This is a genomic window from Priestia sp. MDV22-iso46, from assembly GCF_058629175.1.
Genome location: NZ_JBZVWT010000011.1, coordinates 58,842 through 77,577 on the forward strand (window position 1 = coordinate 58,842; position 18,736 = coordinate 77,577).

Annotated in this window: 18 protein-coding genes; 10 read left to right on the forward strand and 8 right to left on the reverse strand. The window is 31.4% G+C overall.

The window, feature by feature from the left end; translation table 11 throughout:
* Positions 1-43 precede the first annotated feature (43 nt).
* The gene (locus tag AC4NPH_RS27250) at positions 44-478 is read left to right on the forward strand and encodes a hypothetical protein (protein WP_029319746.1); all 435 of its coding nucleotides are present in this window, start codon (positions 44-46) and stop codon (positions 476-478) included.
* A 373-nt stretch (positions 479-851) separates the two neighbouring features.
* Here AC4NPH_RS27250 and AC4NPH_RS27255 read toward each other — a convergent pair whose 3' ends face one another.
* The 3 genes from AC4NPH_RS27255 to AC4NPH_RS27265 all read right to left on the reverse strand — a co-directional run bounded on the left by AC4NPH_RS27255 (position 852) and on the right by AC4NPH_RS27265 (position 2,212).
* The gene (locus AC4NPH_RS27255; RefSeq protein WP_074684247.1) at positions 852-1,280 is read right to left on the reverse strand and encodes a spore coat protein; all 429 of its coding nucleotides are present in this window, start codon (positions 1,278-1,280) and stop codon (positions 852-854) included.
* Between the two features lie 37 nt (positions 1,281-1,317).
* A complete protein-coding gene (locus tag AC4NPH_RS27260; RefSeq protein ID WP_074684246.1) occupies positions 1,318-1,851 on the reverse strand; it encodes a spore coat protein in 534 nt (177 codons plus the stop codon).
* Between the two features lie 136 nt (positions 1,852-1,987).
* On the reverse strand, positions 1,988-2,212 hold the full coding sequence (locus AC4NPH_RS27265) for a hypothetical protein (RefSeq protein WP_255286043.1): 225 nt from the start codon (positions 2,210-2,212) through the stop codon (positions 1,988-1,990).
* 292 nt (positions 2,213-2,504) lie between these two features.
* Here AC4NPH_RS27265 and AC4NPH_RS27270 point away from each other — a divergent pair, with 292 nt between their 5' ends.
* From AC4NPH_RS27270 to AC4NPH_RS27295, 6 genes are all read left to right on the forward strand, one after another.
* Positions 2,505-3,323 carry a YncE family protein gene (locus tag AC4NPH_RS27270; RefSeq protein WP_029319737.1) on the forward strand — a complete coding sequence of 273 codons (819 nt, stop codon included), beginning with the start codon at positions 2,505-2,507 and terminating at the stop codon, positions 3,321-3,323.
* A gap of 584 nt (positions 3,324-3,907) precedes the next feature.
* Positions 3,908-4,564 carry a PIG-L deacetylase family protein gene (locus AC4NPH_RS27275; RefSeq protein WP_097813219.1) on the forward strand — a complete coding sequence of 219 codons (657 nt, stop codon included), beginning with the start codon at positions 3,908-3,910 and terminating at the stop codon, positions 4,562-4,564.
* Positions 4,561-5,847 (forward strand): glycosyltransferase family 4 protein, encoded by a 1,287-nt coding sequence (locus AC4NPH_RS27280; protein WP_098314842.1) that lies wholly within the window; start codon positions 4,561-4,563, stop codon positions 5,845-5,847. The genes AC4NPH_RS27275 and AC4NPH_RS27280 overlap by 4 nt, the downstream gene beginning before the upstream one ends.
* Positions 5,848-5,862: 15 nt before the next feature.
* Entirely contained in the window at positions 5,863-7,038 is a 1,176-nt protein-coding gene (locus AC4NPH_RS27285; RefSeq protein WP_098239797.1) for a carboxylate--amine ligase, read from the forward strand.
* Between the two features lie 5 nt (positions 7,039-7,043).
* Complete coding sequence (locus tag AC4NPH_RS27290) at positions 7,044-8,102, forward strand: phosphotransferase (RefSeq protein ID WP_097813222.1); 1,059 nt, start codon at positions 7,044-7,046, stop codon at positions 8,100-8,102.
* Positions 8,103-8,275: 173 nt separating this feature from the next.
* Complete coding sequence (locus AC4NPH_RS27295; protein ID WP_328252537.1) at positions 8,276-8,593, forward strand: hypothetical protein; 318 nt, start codon at positions 8,276-8,278, stop codon at positions 8,591-8,593.
* 687 nt (positions 8,594-9,280) lie between these two features.
* On the opposite strand, the gene AC4NPH_RS27300 is transcribed toward AC4NPH_RS27295, so the two are convergent.
* Complete coding sequence (locus AC4NPH_RS27300; protein ID WP_016766729.1) at positions 9,281-9,412, reverse strand: hypothetical protein; 132 nt, start codon at positions 9,410-9,412, stop codon at positions 9,281-9,283.
* 520 nt (positions 9,413-9,932) lie between these two features.
* On the opposite strand from AC4NPH_RS27300, the gene AC4NPH_RS27305 reads away from it, so the two are divergent.
* On the forward strand, positions 9,933-10,502 hold the full coding sequence (locus AC4NPH_RS27305; RefSeq protein WP_097812329.1) for a serine/threonine-protein kinase: 570 nt from the start codon (positions 9,933-9,935) through the stop codon (positions 10,500-10,502).
* Positions 10,503-10,596: 94 nt separating this feature from the next.
* On the opposite strand, the gene AC4NPH_RS27310 is transcribed toward AC4NPH_RS27305, so the two are convergent.
* The 3 genes from AC4NPH_RS27310 to AC4NPH_RS27320 form a co-directional block, all read right to left on the reverse strand.
* A complete protein-coding gene (locus AC4NPH_RS27310) occupies positions 10,597-11,094 on the reverse strand; it encodes a hypothetical protein (RefSeq protein WP_097812328.1) in 498 nt (165 codons plus the stop codon).
* 351 nt (positions 11,095-11,445) lie between these two features.
* Entirely contained in the window at positions 11,446-11,931 is a 486-nt protein-coding gene (locus tag AC4NPH_RS27315; RefSeq protein WP_097812327.1) for a C1q-like domain-containing protein, read from the reverse strand.
* A gap of 440 nt (positions 11,932-12,371) precedes the next feature.
* Positions 12,372-12,848 (reverse strand): hypothetical protein, encoded by a 477-nt coding sequence (locus tag AC4NPH_RS27320; protein ID WP_097812326.1) that lies wholly within the window; start codon positions 12,846-12,848, stop codon positions 12,372-12,374.
* A gap of 1,398 nt (positions 12,849-14,246) precedes the next feature.
* Between AC4NPH_RS27320 and AC4NPH_RS27325 the strand changes: the two genes are divergently transcribed.
* Entirely contained in the window at positions 14,247-14,747 is a 501-nt protein-coding gene (locus AC4NPH_RS27325) for a hypothetical protein (protein WP_097812325.1), read from the forward strand.
* A gap of 968 nt (positions 14,748-15,715) precedes the next feature.
* Here the strand turns inward: AC4NPH_RS27325 and AC4NPH_RS27330 are convergent.
* Complete coding sequence (locus tag AC4NPH_RS27330) at positions 15,716-16,636, reverse strand: beta-propeller fold lactonase family protein (protein WP_097812324.1); 921 nt, start codon at positions 16,634-16,636, stop codon at positions 15,716-15,718.
* Positions 16,637-17,769: 1,133 nt separating this feature from the next.
* Between AC4NPH_RS27330 and AC4NPH_RS27335 the strand changes: the two genes are divergently transcribed.
* Positions 17,770-18,333, forward strand: coding sequence for a class I SAM-dependent methyltransferase (locus AC4NPH_RS27335; protein ID WP_097812323.1), 564 nt, complete (start codon positions 17,770-17,772; stop codon positions 18,331-18,333).
* The last annotated feature ends 403 nt before the right edge of the window (positions 18,334-18,736 follow it).

Here is an 18,736-nt window from a genome sequence, read left to right on the forward strand (position 1 = left end):
ACTTGTCATATAATAATAAATAATATAGAAAGGAGGTCATTACATGACTAGATTATTAGATGCTAGAACATCTCAAAATGCTAGCATTGCTAACTCTATCTCTATTCCTATTACTATTCTCTCGCAACCGGGATTATTTGGACAAATTGGGCTTAATGTTTCAGGAGCCACAGGTCCTATTCGTACTCAATTAAGCGGGACAGTTGCTTGCCAATTACCTCTTCTACCTGCAGCAACAACTATTACTCTTACAATAGTCAGAGGAACTGCCCTCACTGACCCTGTCGTTTATTCCTCTTCAGAATCCTTAAATATAAATCTATTAGGTCCCCAACTTTTCACCTTCACGGCTTCTGATTTTAACATCCCTGTACCGGCTTCTGGCCTTTTAGTCTATACGGCATTTATCGGCTCAAATCTCCTAGGAACCGTGAGAGTGGGACCAGAGAGTTTTAATGGTATTGCTTACTCAGACTAATACTAAATAAAAATCTTGTCATTTTTCCCCTCAGATGGTGAATCTAAATACTAGAATTGTTTAATTCTCCCATTTAATAATTTTATCTATAAAATATAAAAAGCACTTTCCACAAGAAAAGTGCTTTTTTCCATTTTGAGGAAAGTAAATAACGAATAAATTTAGCTAAATATATCCATGAGTTTAAATATGACGTAATAATCTTTAGAACTCTATATAATTCTGGTGTACTCTAAAACTATTAACTGAGGGAACCGTTTTTTAGACTATCCCTCTCCTTTTCTGCTAGTAACCTCTTAATAGATAAAAAAATCCAAGATTATTACGATTATCTCTTTATTTTAATTTGTAGCGTTAAAAAAATAACTCATAATTATGAGCTAAGTAGAGAAACAAATATTGCGATTAACACTTGAATTGCTACTTGAATATTTAAAGCAACATCTGCATCAGTTGTATTAACTTTTACATTTATTGATCCTTCAATAACTGTTTTTTGACTATTCCGTTGTTTAGTCCCTAATAGTGCTGTCATTTCTTCAGCTACAATTTCACCCTGATTGACATTACTTGTGAGAATGGCTACAACGGCTGCAATAGCTACCTGAATAGCAACTTGTAGTTGTATCGCTACTTGTGCATCTGTTGTGTTTACTTCAACACATTCAGAATCCTTAACAATAATCCATTCAAAGGATTGTTGTTCAATTGAACTTGCTGCTTCTGCATCCTGATCGATAACTGCTCCATTATGTGTTCCAGTTTTACAATGGTCTAGTGCTCTCCATTTTTGTTCACCCATACTATTTCACCTCTTTAAATTTTTAATTAAATAAGAATTAAGAACTAAGGACAGAAACAAATACTGCAATTAGTGCTTGAACTGCTACCTGAATGTTTACAGCGGCATCTACATCAGTTGTTGTAATTTTGACATCTTTTGAATTTACAATGACAATTTTTTGTTTGTTAGTTTGCTCAAGGTTAGCATGTGCTAGTAAGTCTTGAGCTATAACTTCAGAGTTTGCAACATTAGCGGAAAGAATGGAAATTACTACTCCAAGAGCTACTTGGATAGCAACTTGAAGCTGCACAGCTACCTGAGTATCTGTTGTAGTAACTTCAATGTCACATGAATCCTTAATCCAAATTAATTCAGTAGATTCTTGATCTACAAATGAAAATGCATCTGCTTCTTGTTCAATAACTGCATCCTCTTTACTCTCGTCCTCAAAATGATTATCGCTTTCAAATAAATGGGAAAAATGATCATCCTCTTCTAATTCGAAACGACTTTTGTGGTCATGATCAGAATGTTTCTTTTTACTTCTTTTCTTTACTTCACGAGACTCATAGCGTTTATGAGTTGGCATGATTAACACTCCTTTCCTTATATGAAATAATATATGATTTTTTGAATGAATAAGATTGGGCTAAACCCTATGAGCCTATGTCCAATTTTAAAATAGAAAAAACGCCTAAAAAAGGCGCTTTTAAGAAGAAACGGAATTACTTTGGTTTCGTTTTTGGAGAAGTGGACTTGGCCCTATCAACAAGGGAACCGGATTGCTGTTTTAATTCTTCTAATAAATCGAAGATTAGTTGTTTTTGTTCATCAGTTACTTTCCCTTTAACACTCTCTTTTGTAATACCGTGTTTTTGAAGAATGTTTAGCATCATTAATTCCATAAGTTTGTTAGGGGTTTCCCCGGGCTTTTGGTTTGAATTATTCAAGTTACCTGCTCCTTTCATGATATTTGCCATAATACTATATGTATTTACTGCACAAAAGGAAACTCCTGAGTTCGACCTTTATTTCCAAATATTATAAGTTTTAAAATGATGCCAGGGGTATATCATATCCAATATAGGGGTAAAAGTATATGTGGAGAAATTTATCTTATAATAAGGTCAAGTTATTTTTTTGAATAATAAAAAAATAATAATATCATATATTTATACATAAGATATTCCCCTTATGTTTTCAACAATTTTCTTACAGTAATTATGAAAAGAGTTGGTGAAAATGGCGAAGAAAGCAAAAAAAATAAATGTTAATTTTAGCGATAGTGGAGCTTCTAACGATCAGCTATATGTAATAGATGAGAATAATAACGTAATTTCTGTCGTTAATGCAACAACAAATAATGTAGTTTCTACTATTCCTGTAGGGCATCAGCCAGTGAGCCTAAATGGGAATCCAAATAACAATCGGATTTATGTAACAAATGGGGGGAGCCAAACGGTTTCTGTAATTGACGGGGCAACTAATACTGTAATTGCTATCATTCCAGTAGGAGTTCAACCGGCCGGTGTAGGGATCAATCCATATATCAATCGAATTTATATCTCAAACAGGGGAAGTAATACCGTTTCTGTAATTGATGGGTTAACTAATACTGTAATTTCCACGATTTCAGTAGAAACTTATCCAACTGATATAGATGTCCATCCATATATCAATCGAATTTACGTAACAAATGAATTTAAGAATACCGTTTCTGTAATTGATGGGTTAACTAATACTGTAATTTCCACGATCTTAGTAGAATCTCAACCGTCTGGTATAGGTATAAATTCGGCCACTAATCGAATTTATATCTCAAATAGGGGAAGTAATACTGTTTCTGTAATTGATGCAATAACAAACACTGTAATGGCTATTATTCCTGTAGGAAATCAGCCTACCGGTATAGAGGTTAATTCATCCAATAATCAGATCTATGTGACACATGAAGTAGAAAATACAATTTCTGTAATTGATGGACTAACTAATATTGTAGTTGCTACTGTTCCGGTAACATCTCCTATGGCTAACATCGATGAGGACCTTTCTTTAGAATAATCTAACCTTATAAAATTTATAAGGAGTAACAATTTAATGATTAGACAAAAATATATAAAATTGAGCATGTTATTATAAGTATATTGATAATATTTGTATTAAAATACCATTTAATTTGGTATCACAAAATTCCTTTTTAAGCAGCGTATCTCTGGATATAGTGATTAAATAAGGGTTAACTACTATACCATAAGATTCGCGCCAAAATTAAATTTAATTTTTATGTAAGTGGATTAAAAAGCCATAGGTTTGAAGAGCCCTGGCTTTTTTTGTGTGCTCCTAGACTAATTAAGGGAGAACCAAGAAAAATTACATATTCCTCGCGTTAATTTAGTGCTTATAAAAAAGCACATATATATATCATTTAAACCATTGTTTAAGAACGAACGTTTTTCAATTTCCTTCCCTTTTCCACTCATAATTAATTATTTGTTATGTGAAAATTTAAAAATATACAATCGTTCTGAGTTACTGTCCTCGAGGAAATTTCTAAATTTATAACTATTAGTTCTCCGCCAATGACAGTTTCTAAAGGTACAAGTACTTCATATATTAAATATAATACGGAACCAGGAGGAAAGAAAATGAGAGATTGTATATTAGTAATTGGAGCTCATCCTGATGATGAACTATTAGGAACAGCAGGAACTTTAAAAAGATTTGTAGATGAAGGCCACCAGGTAATTTCAATCGTTGTGGCTTTAGGAAGAAAAGAAGAAGCACACCACATTCAAGAATTAGGAAAGCTCGCAAACAAGCAGCTTGGTATTGATGAAGTAATATTCCTTGGGCATCCCAATTTAGAGTTAGAATCAATTCCTCTTCATTTGTTAACGAAGGAAATTGAAAAATTGATCGAAAAATATAAACCTAGTAAAATATTCACCCATCATTATGGTGATCTAAATCTTGATCATCAAATTACATTTAAGGCAGTATTAACAGCAACTAGACCACTCCCTAATAAGGAACCAATAGAGTTAATTACATTTGAAACTGTATCCTCTAGTGAATGGAATGCCTCAACTTCTGATAACCTATTTAAACCAAATTATTTTGTTGATATCACAAGTAATATTGATGCTAAAATTAGTGCACTTAAATATTATGACGTTGAAATGCGAAATTTCCCTCACCCCCGTTCCTACGAAGGAGTTAAACATCTAGGCAGAGTTCGAGGCATGACTATTGGTGTGCCTTATGCGGAAGCTTTTGAAGTGATAAGAAGGGTTTGGAAATGATAAGAGATCTTATTTTCCCTTACCCTTATATCATTGAAAAAATGGATGAATACTATAAACCTAACCTCCCGTCAGTGAAAATTAGGGAAGACTATAGAACAAATAAAAGCCCTCAAAAACGGCCCTCAAAAAAGAAACTCACTATACTAATCGCTACATTTTGGGACTACCCTCATATAGGAGGATTGTCCAATTATATTACAGAGCTTAGTAAAGGTTTAAGAAAACAAGGCCACAAAGTTGATGTTATCTCCCCTAATCTATTCCCCAGTGCAACAGTAAAAAATTTACGAGAAGATATTACTCCTAAATTAAAGGAATTCTTCCTTAGACGATATGGAAGTTATGATAAAAAAATCTTATCTAATAGTCGTCTCTTATATGTATATGAACGGATGCTTCAAAAAATAGATCTAGAGAAATACGATATCTTTCATGCACAGGATATATTTACAGCAAATATTCTAGGAAGATTTAATGCAAATTACAACAAGCCTTTATTTTTCACCCCTCACGGAATGTTTACTTTCAAGAGATTAAAATTCAATTTAATGGAAAAGGGTTCTATTGAAGAAACCTATTATAAAGAGCTAGAGAGGAAAGCAATAGAGTTTGCTAGTCAGCTCATTATTCTTAGTGACTCGTTCCGTGATTCATTAACAGAATTAGGAGCAAAACACGAAAAAATGACAACAGTAATAACAGGTATTAATTATCCAGAAAAATACTACAAGAAAAATCTGGGTCACCAAGAAAAACTTGTAATTACATGTGTCGCTAGATTAGGACCAAGAAAAGGGCATAACTATTTACTTAGTGCATTATCACATATTAGGCAATATACAAATAATGTTGAAGTATTAATAGTTGGTGATGGTGAAATGAGAGAAACTTTAGAGAAACAAGTGCATTCCTTAGATTTACCTATGGTGAATTTTTTAGGTTCAAGAGACGATGTACCTTATATTTTAAGCAAAACAGACATTTTTGTACTTCCAACAATTAACGATAGCTTACCAATTGCGATTATTGAGGCTATGCATAGTGGGACGGCAATAATTTCAACAAATTGCGGTGGTATTCCGGAAATTGTTAAACATGGTAAAACAGGAATCGTTGTTGAACCTGGGAATACAGAAGAACTAGCACAAGCATTAAGATTTTTCATTGTTAATAAACAAGCTCGAGATAAAGCTAGTACTAATGCATTCAATTTTGCCAAGACACACCTAACCACAGATGGAATGATAAGAAAAATAGAAAGTATATATAATAAATTTTAAAGGTGGCTAAACCTTATGAAACATGAACATTGTGCAGTTGTACTTGATTTGAGTGCAAATGGGGTTGGAATAATCCGAAGTTTATCTAAAAAAGGGATAAAAATATATGCTTTTGATACAGAGAGAGCTTATAAGATAGGAAAATCCCGTTTAGCGACTTGTAATATATGTCCCAATCCTTTAACCGAAGAAAATGAATTGCTTATGTTTTTAATCAACCTTTCCCAAAGCATAGGAAAAAAACCTATATTATATGCAGGTTCTGATGATTATATTGTTTTTATTTCAAGAAACCGCAAAGTACTGTCTAGATACTTTTTGTTCTTACTTCCAGATCACTCTTTAATTGAAGAAGTTTTAGACAAAGAGAAGGCATATGAATTGGCTTTAAAGCATAATATCGCATGTCCTAAAACCTATATTGTAGAAAATGAAGACCACTTTGAAGAAGCGATTGCTAATCTTGATTTTCCTTGTATCCTCAAGCCAGTTCTTGGCCATGAATTCAGAAAAAACATTAACAAAAAAGCTATCTTAATAAATGATTTAGACCAATTAAAAGCTGATTACCAGACCTACAGGGAATATGGAAAGCTAATTATTCAAGAAATTATTCCTGGAGATGATAATTGTTTTTATAAAGTCGCTACTTTCTATGATGACGATATGAAATTAATGGCATTATTCTCCTTACAAAAAAATCACCAATTTCCTGCAGAGTTTGGAACGGGTGCACATATTATAAGTAAGCGAGTTCCAGAGCTTTTCGATATATGTTTACCCTTTTTTGAAGAAATTGAACTTAAAGGCATTGGTATGGCTGAATTCAAAAAGGATCCTCGAGATGGTATTTACAAATTCATTGAAATAAACCCACGTTTCTGGCTAACACATAGCTTAACAGAACCTTCTGGTATTAATTTTGTCTATATGTATTATTTATATTTAACTAAACAAAGTCCCGAGCCCATCTTCTATCAAATAGACGGGATTAAATGGATATATCTAGTGAGATATTACCTGACTTTTCTTCAAAAACGAAAAAGAAAAGAAATGAGTTTTATTGATTTTTATAAAGGTTTTCAGGGAAAAAAAGAGTTCGCCCTATTTGCATGGAATGACCCAATGCCATTTATTAGAAGTACTTGTTCTCACTTAGTTAACGCTTGGAAACAACAAAGGAAGGAATGAAAATTGTGTATGAACCTAAATTATTATACAAACTATTTACGAAATTAAAGATTTCCGAAAAGCTTTCTTATTCCATGGGCGAAAAAGCTATCATTGATCCTACTAAAATCGAGTGTCTGAAATCAACCAAAAGAAGCAGCATATATAAATTATTACTTCGAAAAAAAAGTGGTTACTATCCAATTATTTTTAAGGTCTATAGTTCAACAACCCAAAAAAATGAAGTTGAAATTAATATATATAAGAAACTCCACCCACTGTTGAAAGAATTTTTACCTCAAATTTACCTCATAGAAAGGAATCCAAACGAAGATTGGGTATTTATGGAGTTTGTTAATCAAATACGCGGTCAATTAAAATTCACCCCAAAACATTTAGACTACATTATTCCCACGGTTGCTAAACTTCATGCTCGCACATTTGAAGACAAATTCAAAAAATATAATGATGCTTGGAGTTCTTGGCTTCCAACTTATGATTCCTCATCAGCAAGAAAGGAACGAGAAAAACACATTGAAAAAACGGTCGTTTTTCTCGATGAGGCAGTTAGCGATGACAGAACAAAAGATTTAATAAAACCTTATTATAAATCCTTAATAAAACTATATAGTAAAGGTCCGGATTTTTTCCCTGAAATACTGGAAAGTGGTTCTTCTCTTACACATGGAGATCTTCACATGCAAAATATATGTAGTAAAGATGTTACCAAAGATGATCCCTGGAATATTCAGTTCATTGATTGGGAGTCAGCAAGATATGCTCCAACATGGTTTGATATGGTAGTTTTAGTAGAAATATTATTAGGGTTCAGAGCAGATTGGCAAAAATACGCCGAAGAAATTCGAAATCATTGTATAGTAACTTACGTTAACGAAATGAAAAAGCATGGAATTAAATTTAAAACTGATCCAAGAGATCTTTACAAAATGGCTTATTTACAAAGAACATTAGAAAAAGGATTGCACACCCAATTACGAAGAATATTTGATAACCGCGGAGGCGAGTTACTAGGTTATCATCTGGAAAAAGTAGCAATTTGGGGTAGGGAATTAGGAATAGATTGATATATAAAAAGTAAGTTATCAATCTCTATAAATAACAATCTTTCCGGAGAGGCATTTTTAAATGCTTCTCCGGAAAGATTAAAAAATAGGCTGTAATGTTGAATATTTTTCCGTATAGTACAAGCAATTTTACTGTAGAAAAATAGAATATAATATGAAAGGAGGAAAGCAATATGAGTAAATCTTATAAAAACAAAAAAGAAGGCCAGCATTACGATTTAAAAGTCATCCATGACGCTAGCAAAGACAAACATGATTGTAAGTGCAAAAAAGATAAATATGAAGAAAAAGACGAGTACAAGTACAAAAAAGACAAATATGAGTCTAAAGACAAAAAAGATAAATATAAAGACAAAGACGAGTACAAGCACAAAAAAGACAAATACGAGTCTAAAGACAAAAAAGATAAATATAAAGACAAAGACGAGTACAAGCACAAAAAGGATAAATGTAAATATAAAAGCACAGATTACGATACAATGTATCCGTAAATAATCCTTTTTTAATTATCAAATAAAATTCAATTAAATTTCTAAATAAATATCCCTTTTTAATCACAATTCACGATTAATAAAGGGATATTTTCCACCTAAGTATTATATATATTCATTGATGTTTGACTCACCTAATTTGTCTCAAAAATGTAAAGAAGCAATCTTTTTATAGCTTCAATAAGTTAGCAGCAATACCATATAACGTTTCCTAAAAATAGTCTTATGAAACTTTACTAGTTCCTCTAGTAACATAGCAGTTTGTAAAATAGACCCTAAGTATGTATGTCTTTAATTACAGTAATGTTTTGTGCTTTGGTAAGTTATGTAGGGATTTTTATTAGAAAATCAGTTTGTGTATAGTTAGTATAATAGGATTACACCTAACTTTTTTATTTAAGTCGATTAAAAGAGTGATTAGTTACTCATAATATGTCTCTTGGTTTCTAAGCTTTTCTTTAGTATTCGTGAGAATCCAAACCTTAAGGATTTAATATTTTAACAATCAGTAGTATCTTTAAGTTTTAAAGTAATCCCTACTGTTTTATTCCCTTTTTGTAAATAACACCTTTTATTATCAAATATATTCCATATAAAATTACATAACCATTCCTTCATTAGGCTTGAAAGAATGGTTATGTAGCTTCTATTATTAGTTACATAAAAAAAGATAGATGAATATAAATATTATCCTTTTTTCCACAGACTAATAATTCTTACCGTTGCACCAGAACCTTTGTGCTCACTTTTCTTTTTTTTCTTTTTAGAAGAAACTTCCTCTGAATTCTTTTCCTCGTCCCAGTATTCTTTGTAACCCATAATAATAGCACCTCTCTTCCAATTTTAATAATATTATATGTAAAAACAAGCAATTGGAAAGGGTACTTGTACCATATTTTCAAAAAAATTTCTGATTTAAAATAACATTTAAAAAATAAATATTTAGGAATTTCTTTAATAACACCAAATAACAAATTATAAGCCAACAGATTATTAAGACAATTAACATCAGCTAGAATTATTAATTTACACTACAAAATATATTTTCTAATTAACGGACAAGAATCCAAGCACCTTATTAATCCAAGAATAAGATATAAAATATGAGAAAATAACAAAATTCACTTCTCACTCGGAGAATATATCCTGAAGTTCAATAGAAAAAGAGTAATAAGATACTCGTCTAAATGCTAACTTAAGTAAATTAATGAATCTTTTATACATTTATAAGTAGAAGGTTCAAGTAATTAACATTTAAGTTACCTAATAGTAATAACAATGAAGAAATCACCAGCTCAGATTTTGAAAACATGATTCTTCATTTTTAGGAGGAATAGATTTGAAAGATTTTTCACCAACAATCAATCATAAACACAATAAGGTTATTCGAAAGGAAGACTTAAAAGAATATGAAATAATCGGGGACGGAGCAGATGGTATAGTTTATCAACTAACATCTGATCGGTGTATTAAATTTTTTTTTAAAGAAGAAACACAACAAAGAGAATTGGAAGCACTGCGAAGAGGCCAATCATCTCCAGTAATGCCACGTCTTTATCAATATGGTGCAAACTTTATAGTTATGGAATATATAAAAGGATTCTCACTCGCACGATACCTAAAAAAGCATGGACAGTTAACGAAGCCTCTAGTTGAGAAGATTTTAAACATGTTGGATGAACTAAAAAAATTAGGGTTCACTAGATATGATGCAGAAATACGCCATGTGTTAATCAACGAGTTAGGGGATTTAAAAGTTATCGATCATAAAAGGGCTTTTACTTCTGACCAACCTGTACCTGTTAAATTATTGAAAGGATTTAAAAAACTAGGATTAACAGATGAGTTTTTGAAATTTGTAAGAGAAATTCGTCCATCCGTCTATGATGAATGGAAAAAATATAAGTAAAGATATTATTATTTCATTATGCAGGTAGTAGTGAAAGGATAATCCATAAAAACAAAAGCTAATATTAATCTTTTAATTTTATAGGATATCCTTTTCACTTTAATGTAAAGTCCCCATAATCAATAAAGACAATTTTCCCTTTCTTTGTTAAGGCTAAATTAGGTCTTACTAAATCTTTAGGTCTTACTCCATATTGTCTAAACCTCTTTTTTAAATACTTTAATTGGTTATCGTAATCTTCAGTTCTAGGTACTGGGATTGTCATTTTTTTCATTATAATCCAGCCATATCCGACTTCCTTAATTGGACACAGATGTTCTTTTAACTTAGCATGACAGTACTTATATATTATGAATTCATTTTTATTACTTTTAAGTCCTAACTCTGACGTGGCAACCTTTAATACATATCCATTTTGAAGATCATAAGTGACCCGTTCGTATCCATATCCAATTACTTTATAATCTAATTTTAGGGTTCTCACAGCTGCTTTAGTCATCCACCCTGTATTTTTTGTTTTATACTGCTTCATCTTCGTTATCCACAAATTAATGGACTTTATATCTTTATCACGCAAAATAGCACTTACCACTTTTCCTCCTCTTTTCTCTAAAGGTTCGATTATAATAATATATTTAAAAGAAATTTTCCTATTAATTCAATAAAAATATTAATACATCTGTGTTGAGTTCTAAATAGGTTTTGAAATTGAACTTTCTCGTTTATTATGAGTTATTAAGAAAGGGTTTAATAACTTACAAGGCAATCGTATAAGGGGGTAAAGGTAAAATTAACAAGCTGAAGAAGTTCAAAGGAATGTGTAAGTAATATAGAAACTGTTCTATTCATCAATTTAAAGACATTTTTATATAGGGGAAAGAAGGCTTACTTAGAGATAATAATAGTTTAGATGAAATTAAGCTTAAACTAACATTCATATTGCTTAGGGAAATACTTTTACTGCTGAAAAGCTGGTACTCCCGTCCGCTTGTATCATGCCAGCAATACTACTTCTCACCCCTACTACAACCTGATCTCCCGCATTTAACCAAAAGGTTTCACTTGCTGTTATAATTCCTGGTCTTTTTGCTGCAAAAGCTTCATTATCTCTCCCTTCAGTTTCTCCCTTGTTGGTTATGAGAAAAACTATATCTAAGTTATATGGGCTACTATTAAAAGGTTTAAATTTAACTGAGGATGAAAGGGAATATACTCCACTTTCTCTCGGGACAAAAGTAGAGGTATTTAGATCATATTCATTTGCCAAATCATATTGTTCAGTTTGAAAACGAACCTTGTTAGCACTGTTAGCTTGGAGGGGAATATCTACATTATTAATAGCTCTAAAAGCAGAAGCTCCTGCTCTTACATCGTTAACATACGGTCTATATACCCCCTCATAATTATGAGGAATATAATAATTTTTCATTTCATCAACCCCGTTTCCTGTATTTTTATATAGTTTATTCCTTTATAGAAAAAGGGTTAGTATTCTTAGCCTACTATAGGCAAAAATACTAATTTGATACTCTTTTCTTAGCATTCTCTGCAATAGCAAACCCATCAAGCTATGATAAAAGTTGTTACCGGTATCAATTGTTAAATGTAAAAGATAAATTTCAATTGGATTCCTTCTAATTTATTATATATACAAAATTCCTTTCTTTTTGTGCTTGTCCAGTTACGCCAAATTTGTGTGAATTCAATAAATAACTTATTTTTTAATTCACTAAGTAAGAAAAAAAGTATGTTCTGCTTTCGAAATTCTTCTATATCGTCATAAAAACTTATCTTATAAGGAATAAATCTGTTCCTCCACTTTACTCGAGCAAGAGGATCTGCATATGCAAAAACCCTCTTACATTATTGTTATACATTATGTTTACGTTCTTTTATCATCTGAAAAATAAACTCTTTGTTATTTTCTAAGAGCTCTTTGGTAGTTGTATTATGATTCTTGGCATGACGAGCGAAGTTAGTTTTACTGTACCATTGGTGGCATAAAGGACAGGGTAGTTCATTTTCAACTTCATAATGAGCTGACGTCCAGCGACTAGAAAAAGAAGAAGAGCTATTTGTAATTTTTTTTATATACGGTGTATTCTCATCTTGTATAGATTTTTGTATTCGTCCTGTAGTTGCAGCAACTTCGTTTGTAGTCGGTGTGTATAGATTCTCTTCTAACTCTTCTCTGATGAGTAAATATCCAGCTTCCGACATTGATAGCCCTAACTCATCACAACGCTCCCGGAATTGCTCATATATACTTTCTGGCAAGCGAATCGGTAACACTTTACTTGCTTCTTTTGATCTTGATTGACGAGCGTATTTATCTAGCTTTCCCACCTTATCACCTCGTGTATACAATTTGTATACATATTCAGCACTTAGTCCTCATGTTCCTGCCATTCATTCAAATACATTTTGTATACGTTCTGTATTCGTAGATGATTTCCTAATAAATATAAATATGTTAATAGAAATCAATAGAACATTTTTCAAGAAATCATATTAATCATTATTTTATTACTAAATATAAAGTAATAATTTACTTTTACTAAGATATATTTATAATCTCTTTATTTTTATATAGATATCATAAAAATTACTTTGTATAAATTTATTTTAGTTATTACTTTATTTGTAGAAAAATGATCCATTTGTCGTCACTTAGAGTAAATGATAAAACCATTAATTTTTTATAGATATTTTACCATTTACTTATTACAAATTAATGTTTTTTAAATTTTTTTTGATGACATATATCAAGTGAAAAACATTTATATATAAATATAAATTTAAAAAAAATTAGAATTGATAAGTTTTTTATCATTTTATTGATGCGTTTCATAAGTAGTTATAAAGTAATCCAAGAAAAATAAAATATAACCTAGAAACAAAATTCTGTGTTTTACTGGAACCCCCAATTACCTAGGAATCGTTTTTTAACGACTAAGTAATTATAAAATGCTTTTAAGGAAATAATGTATAACTACAGATAATATCCTATTTTTTTATTAGTACTATTTTCTTGGGCTAACATGTTTATAAAAGATGCACTTTTTTATACATCCTTCATTCAAACGCCCTTAGAATATTATCGAATCTACGATAGATAAAAAGCTGCGTATTTGAGAGGAAACACCTTTTCAAAAACCAGAAATTTAATGGCGACAAATCAGAAAGATGTGCATTGTTGGGTTGAACGTTTTGAATACCAAATCTAGAAGAACGCTTAACAGATAACAAACTCTTTATGAGAATGATGGTATTGAGTCCCTAAAACCCAAGGAAGCGTCCATCCATAAACAAAAGAAAAAAGTCACTGAACCTAGTCAGTGGCTTTTTTCTTTCAATGAAACATAATTGTCTGATGATGCTCAAAAACGCCTTTAGAAGTTTTTCTAACTTCAAAATGAACACTTTCATCCCTTGTACATATTTTAAAGGTATAAACATATAGGAGTGAAAATACATGATTTTTCGTAGATGGTGGCGCTGGCAATGGTTACGGTGGTGGAGATCATGGTCGCGAAGATGATGACAGTAATGTTAATAAACGAAAGAAACAAATCCTTAGTAAACAAAGACCTATTCGTATATGGAAAAAACTATTAAAAATAATTTCAACAGCTTCTCTCTTGAGAACAAAAAATTATGTAGAGTATTCTAGACAGGCATACAAGCAAAATTAATATATTTTTAATATAGCTATAGTATGAGTTAAATAAAGGGGGGAGTTTTTTGTCTTCATGTCGAAAAAAACACTGTTATTGTTGCTCCAATTGCACTTCGAACTCCTGTTATTGCACAACATCAAGGCCTTCAGGGTCAAGTGTATTACCCGCTTTTGGTTCTTTACGTAAAGAATCTGGACAAGTTATAGATGTTGATGAAACAAAAGTTGATTATGACTTCGTGGGTCCTTCTGCTAATGTAACATTAAGTATAGTTAATGATACAATAACAATTAATGAATCGGGGGTTTACGAAATATCTATGAGTTTAACTCTTGGAATTAATCCAACAGACCTTGCTAGGGGGTTTCTTTTTGTTAATAATGTTCCATTAAATTTTTCTGCGGTAAGTTTAACTGTAACGAGTAATACACTAGCTTTAGCCACTGTAAGTAAAACTATTCAATTAGATCTTTTAGCTAATGATGTAATTGATGTTCGAATTCATAAAGTTGGTGATTCAGTTATTGTGGGCAGTTCTTCTCTTACTATAAATCGGATTGGTTAATGAAAATTTCAAATATTTAAATTGCATTTACAATAATGTATTTTGAAATTAGCAATTAAATTGGCATATCAAGAGCTAGTTTAATAACTAGTTCTTTTTTAGATAGACTACTCCTAATGGATTTTAAGTTATATTAAAAGACATATAATAAATCGTTAGATAGTTGCCTATTTTTTATAAAATTTTATTAGTTGGCTGATACTAAGAGCCTCCTTTTTTACTCTATGCTTTTAGTATTAGCTAATTTTATTGTAACTTATACAATGCCCTTACTGGTTAAAGAGCGATATATTTTACGAGTGGAATAATTCTGTGTTTTGTAGACACAAGGGGATTGATAATCATAGCTGTGGTTGTAGACACTATATAGATAATGAGCATGGTTCCGGTTGTAGAAAATAATCCAAAATATTTCTTGTTAACTAAATTTATATATAATAACTAAGAAAGCTACTGAACCCATTCAGTGGCTCATCTTTATTTTTGAACGGGAATCCTGAAGAGGTTTCCAATCCAGTGGGAAAGCCAATGGGTTTTAAATCCTTCTTTTAGGGAGGAGGGGATTATGTACAGCTTAACCAAGCCAGTGTCGAATACAGGAATCCTCGCTGGGGAATAGTTCTTAGTTAACCTTTTACCCCTTTTATTAACAACGATTACGTAACTTGGAAAAGACTAGGGGCTACATTACTGTACAAGGAAAACGACCAGTTCTAAATTAGCTTTTTCTTTCTTCACTTATTTTCACCTCCACGATTGAAGCCTTGCACAGTTATTATTATTCTAAATAGAGAATTCATATTTGTTTAGTCCTTTTATACGGATACATGAGAGACACCGATACTGTATCAGTCAATGCATTTTTAAAATAAATGTTTCTTCGTCAATATAGTACGCTTAATATTGTTTTCTGATTATTTCTAATAAAGCTCAGTATGTTAATTAATTCTCGTGGCTAATAAATTTCATTACATACCATTTTTAATTAATATTCTAATGGGAAAAGAGTTACTTTTGATATCAGTAGTAGAGGTCACTGTGTTCGTAGCTGTATTAATAACCGATACATTGTCACTAAACTCATTTGTAACATAAACATGGGTTCCATCCGGTGTAATAGCTATTCCAGATGGGGCATCCCCAACGAAAACAGTAGCTGTTACCGTATTTTTAGCTGTATTAATAACTGATATATTATTACTACCCGCATTTGTAACATAAGCATACATCCCGTCTGGTGTAATGGCTATTCCAGATGGTTTATAACCAACGAAAATCGTAGAAATTACTGTATTTATAGCTGTATCAATAACCGATACATTGTCACTGAACTTATTTGTAACATAAGCATGGTTCCCGTCTGGTGTAATAGCTACTCCAGATGGTTTATAGCCAACGGAAATAGTAGAAATTACTGTATTTGTATTTGTATTAATGACCGATACATTATCGCTACCCGCATTTGTAACGTAAGCGTATTTTCCATCTCGTGTAATAGCCACCTCATTAGGGGTGGTGCCAACATAAACTGTGGCGATTACTGTATTTGTAGCAATATCAATTACCAAAATCGTATTATTATCCTCATTTGTAACATAAATACGTGTTCCATCTGGTGTAATAGCTAGTCCGGATGGATTGCCTTCAGTGAAAATAGTAGCAGTCACTGCATTAGCGATCGTATCAATTACTGAGATTGTAAGATCTCCATAATTTGCAACATAAATTCGCATTCCATCTGGTGTAATAGCCAGTCTGTATGGGATACTTCTAACTAAAATGTTATAAGTCATTAAATTAGTTTCTATATCGATTATTGAAACTGTGTTATTTCCAGGATTTGCAACATAAGCGAGAACACTATAAATAATCGAAGGTGTTGTTATCAATTGAATTCTCCCTTTCTTCATTAATAAGAAAACTTACATAGCTTTATGTCCAAATTGTCGTGAAAACCTTTTATATTATAAATTAAAGTTAATTATGAAATAGTCCATATATTATTACTTTCTTTGATATTTCAAGATTGACTTTTACTGTTTTAAGTTCATATACCCTTTCAAAATCTTTTTGTTTTTCGAAATCATCTATCGCTTTGTTAATGTTAATAAGGGCCTTGTTAACATAACCTAATACTTCAAGTAAATTTTCGTTATCGGGATGTATGATGGTTATTCCCTCCCTTTTTTGCGTCCTTATTATATAAAATGATCAATTAATTAAAAGTGATTGGACAACTTAGAAAGATAATTATTTTTCATGTAATAAATTTACTAAATTAGGTCTAGAGGAATATTATTGCTTTCATGAAGCGAGCAGTGGGTTTCCTTTTTTATGCCTCCCATAAAACCCAGATAACTAAAAATGAATAAACTATACAGCCTAGCATAAAAAACTACTGCTCCTGAACAGTGTTTATTTCTGTTTAGACGGAGGTTTATACAGAGTAATAATGTGAACCATCTCGAGTACTTTTCTCCAATAATAGAAAATATTCAGCTTAGGCAAGTTACCTGATTGAGAATGAAAACATATAGTGTATTAAGAATAGTTTTTTTGGTGATGGAATAATTAACTTTTAATGCTCATATTTTTGCATCATTCTAATCTTTATAAATCAAAAAGTCCCTAGAACAAACATTTCTAAGGGCTTTTTTTGATAAATGTGATTATACGAAAAGGAAAACTATCTTATGGGAGAATTAAGGTAGTTTTTTCTTGAACAGACAGACATTCAAACCTTCTGTTAGAAAATTAGGAGAATACTGAAATAGAATTGCTTAATTTATAATATGTAAAGTAGTAAGAAGGGTGTGGACGAGTGCTGATTCCATATAAGATGCCTATTTCCTGAAGAAGCCATTACGGAGTGTTACAATAAAAGATTTTGATTTTATTAATTTTAAATGACATTCTATTAAACTGAGACTAACTCCTGTTGTAACTTCCACAAGAGAAACATTTATAAAGAAAAATAGACAATTCTTAAGAAGGTATTGACTCAAAAAAGGAGGAAATATTAATGAAGGAAAAACTTCATCTGGGTTGTGGGAAAACTATTCTAAAAGAGTGGATAAATCTAGATATCATGAAAGGACAAGGAGTGGACATTGTAGCTGACCTAGAAATGTGTTCAGAAATCCCTCTTCCTTTTGAAGACAATAGCATAGATGAATTTTATGCAAGTCATCTAATTGAACATATCCACTTTACACTCCCTCTAATGCAGGAACTTCACAGAATAGCAAAAAATGATTCAAAAGCGGTTTTTCGCCTTCAATATGGATTAAGTGATGATAAATATGTGGTGAAACCATACTTTATAGATTCTTTTGCTTGTTTTTCACAACCTTATTATTGGAGAGCAGATTATGGATACAAGGGTGATTGGAAAACGGAAAAAATCTCTTTATTTGTTAGTCAAGCAGTATATAAGAAAAAATCATTTCACGAAATATACGAGGACGTGATGAGAAAGCGAAATGTTGTAAGTGAAATGGTTGTAGAATTACGGGCCATTAAACCTACAAGAGTAACGAAAAAAGAATTACAAACACGTCCTTTTATTGAATTTCTAATGGTGTAAAAGTAATAGTTTTCTATCTATTCATTAAAAAGTAACTTTAAGTTGATTCTAATTGGGGTCACTCTAGACTGGGGTAGCTTTTTATCAGGTTTCATACGTATAACAAGCAATGAAAAGATAACTTCGAATTAATGAAACCGTATTTTTACCACCAAGACTACATTTTACCTTAGCTGCATATGTATAAAATGTGCGCTTTTTATACACCTTATTTTCATTCACTTGTAGAGAAATCATTGTTATATCAAGGCTGTGTAGAAAGCTGCATATTGGAAAAAAGTGACACGAAGAGAACTTTTGGTATATCAAGGTTCTCTTTTTCGTAGACTTCCGTGTTAACTAAGTTTGTATATCATATACAGTCTAAAACAGAAAAAACTATGTGTATATTGATAACCCTAAT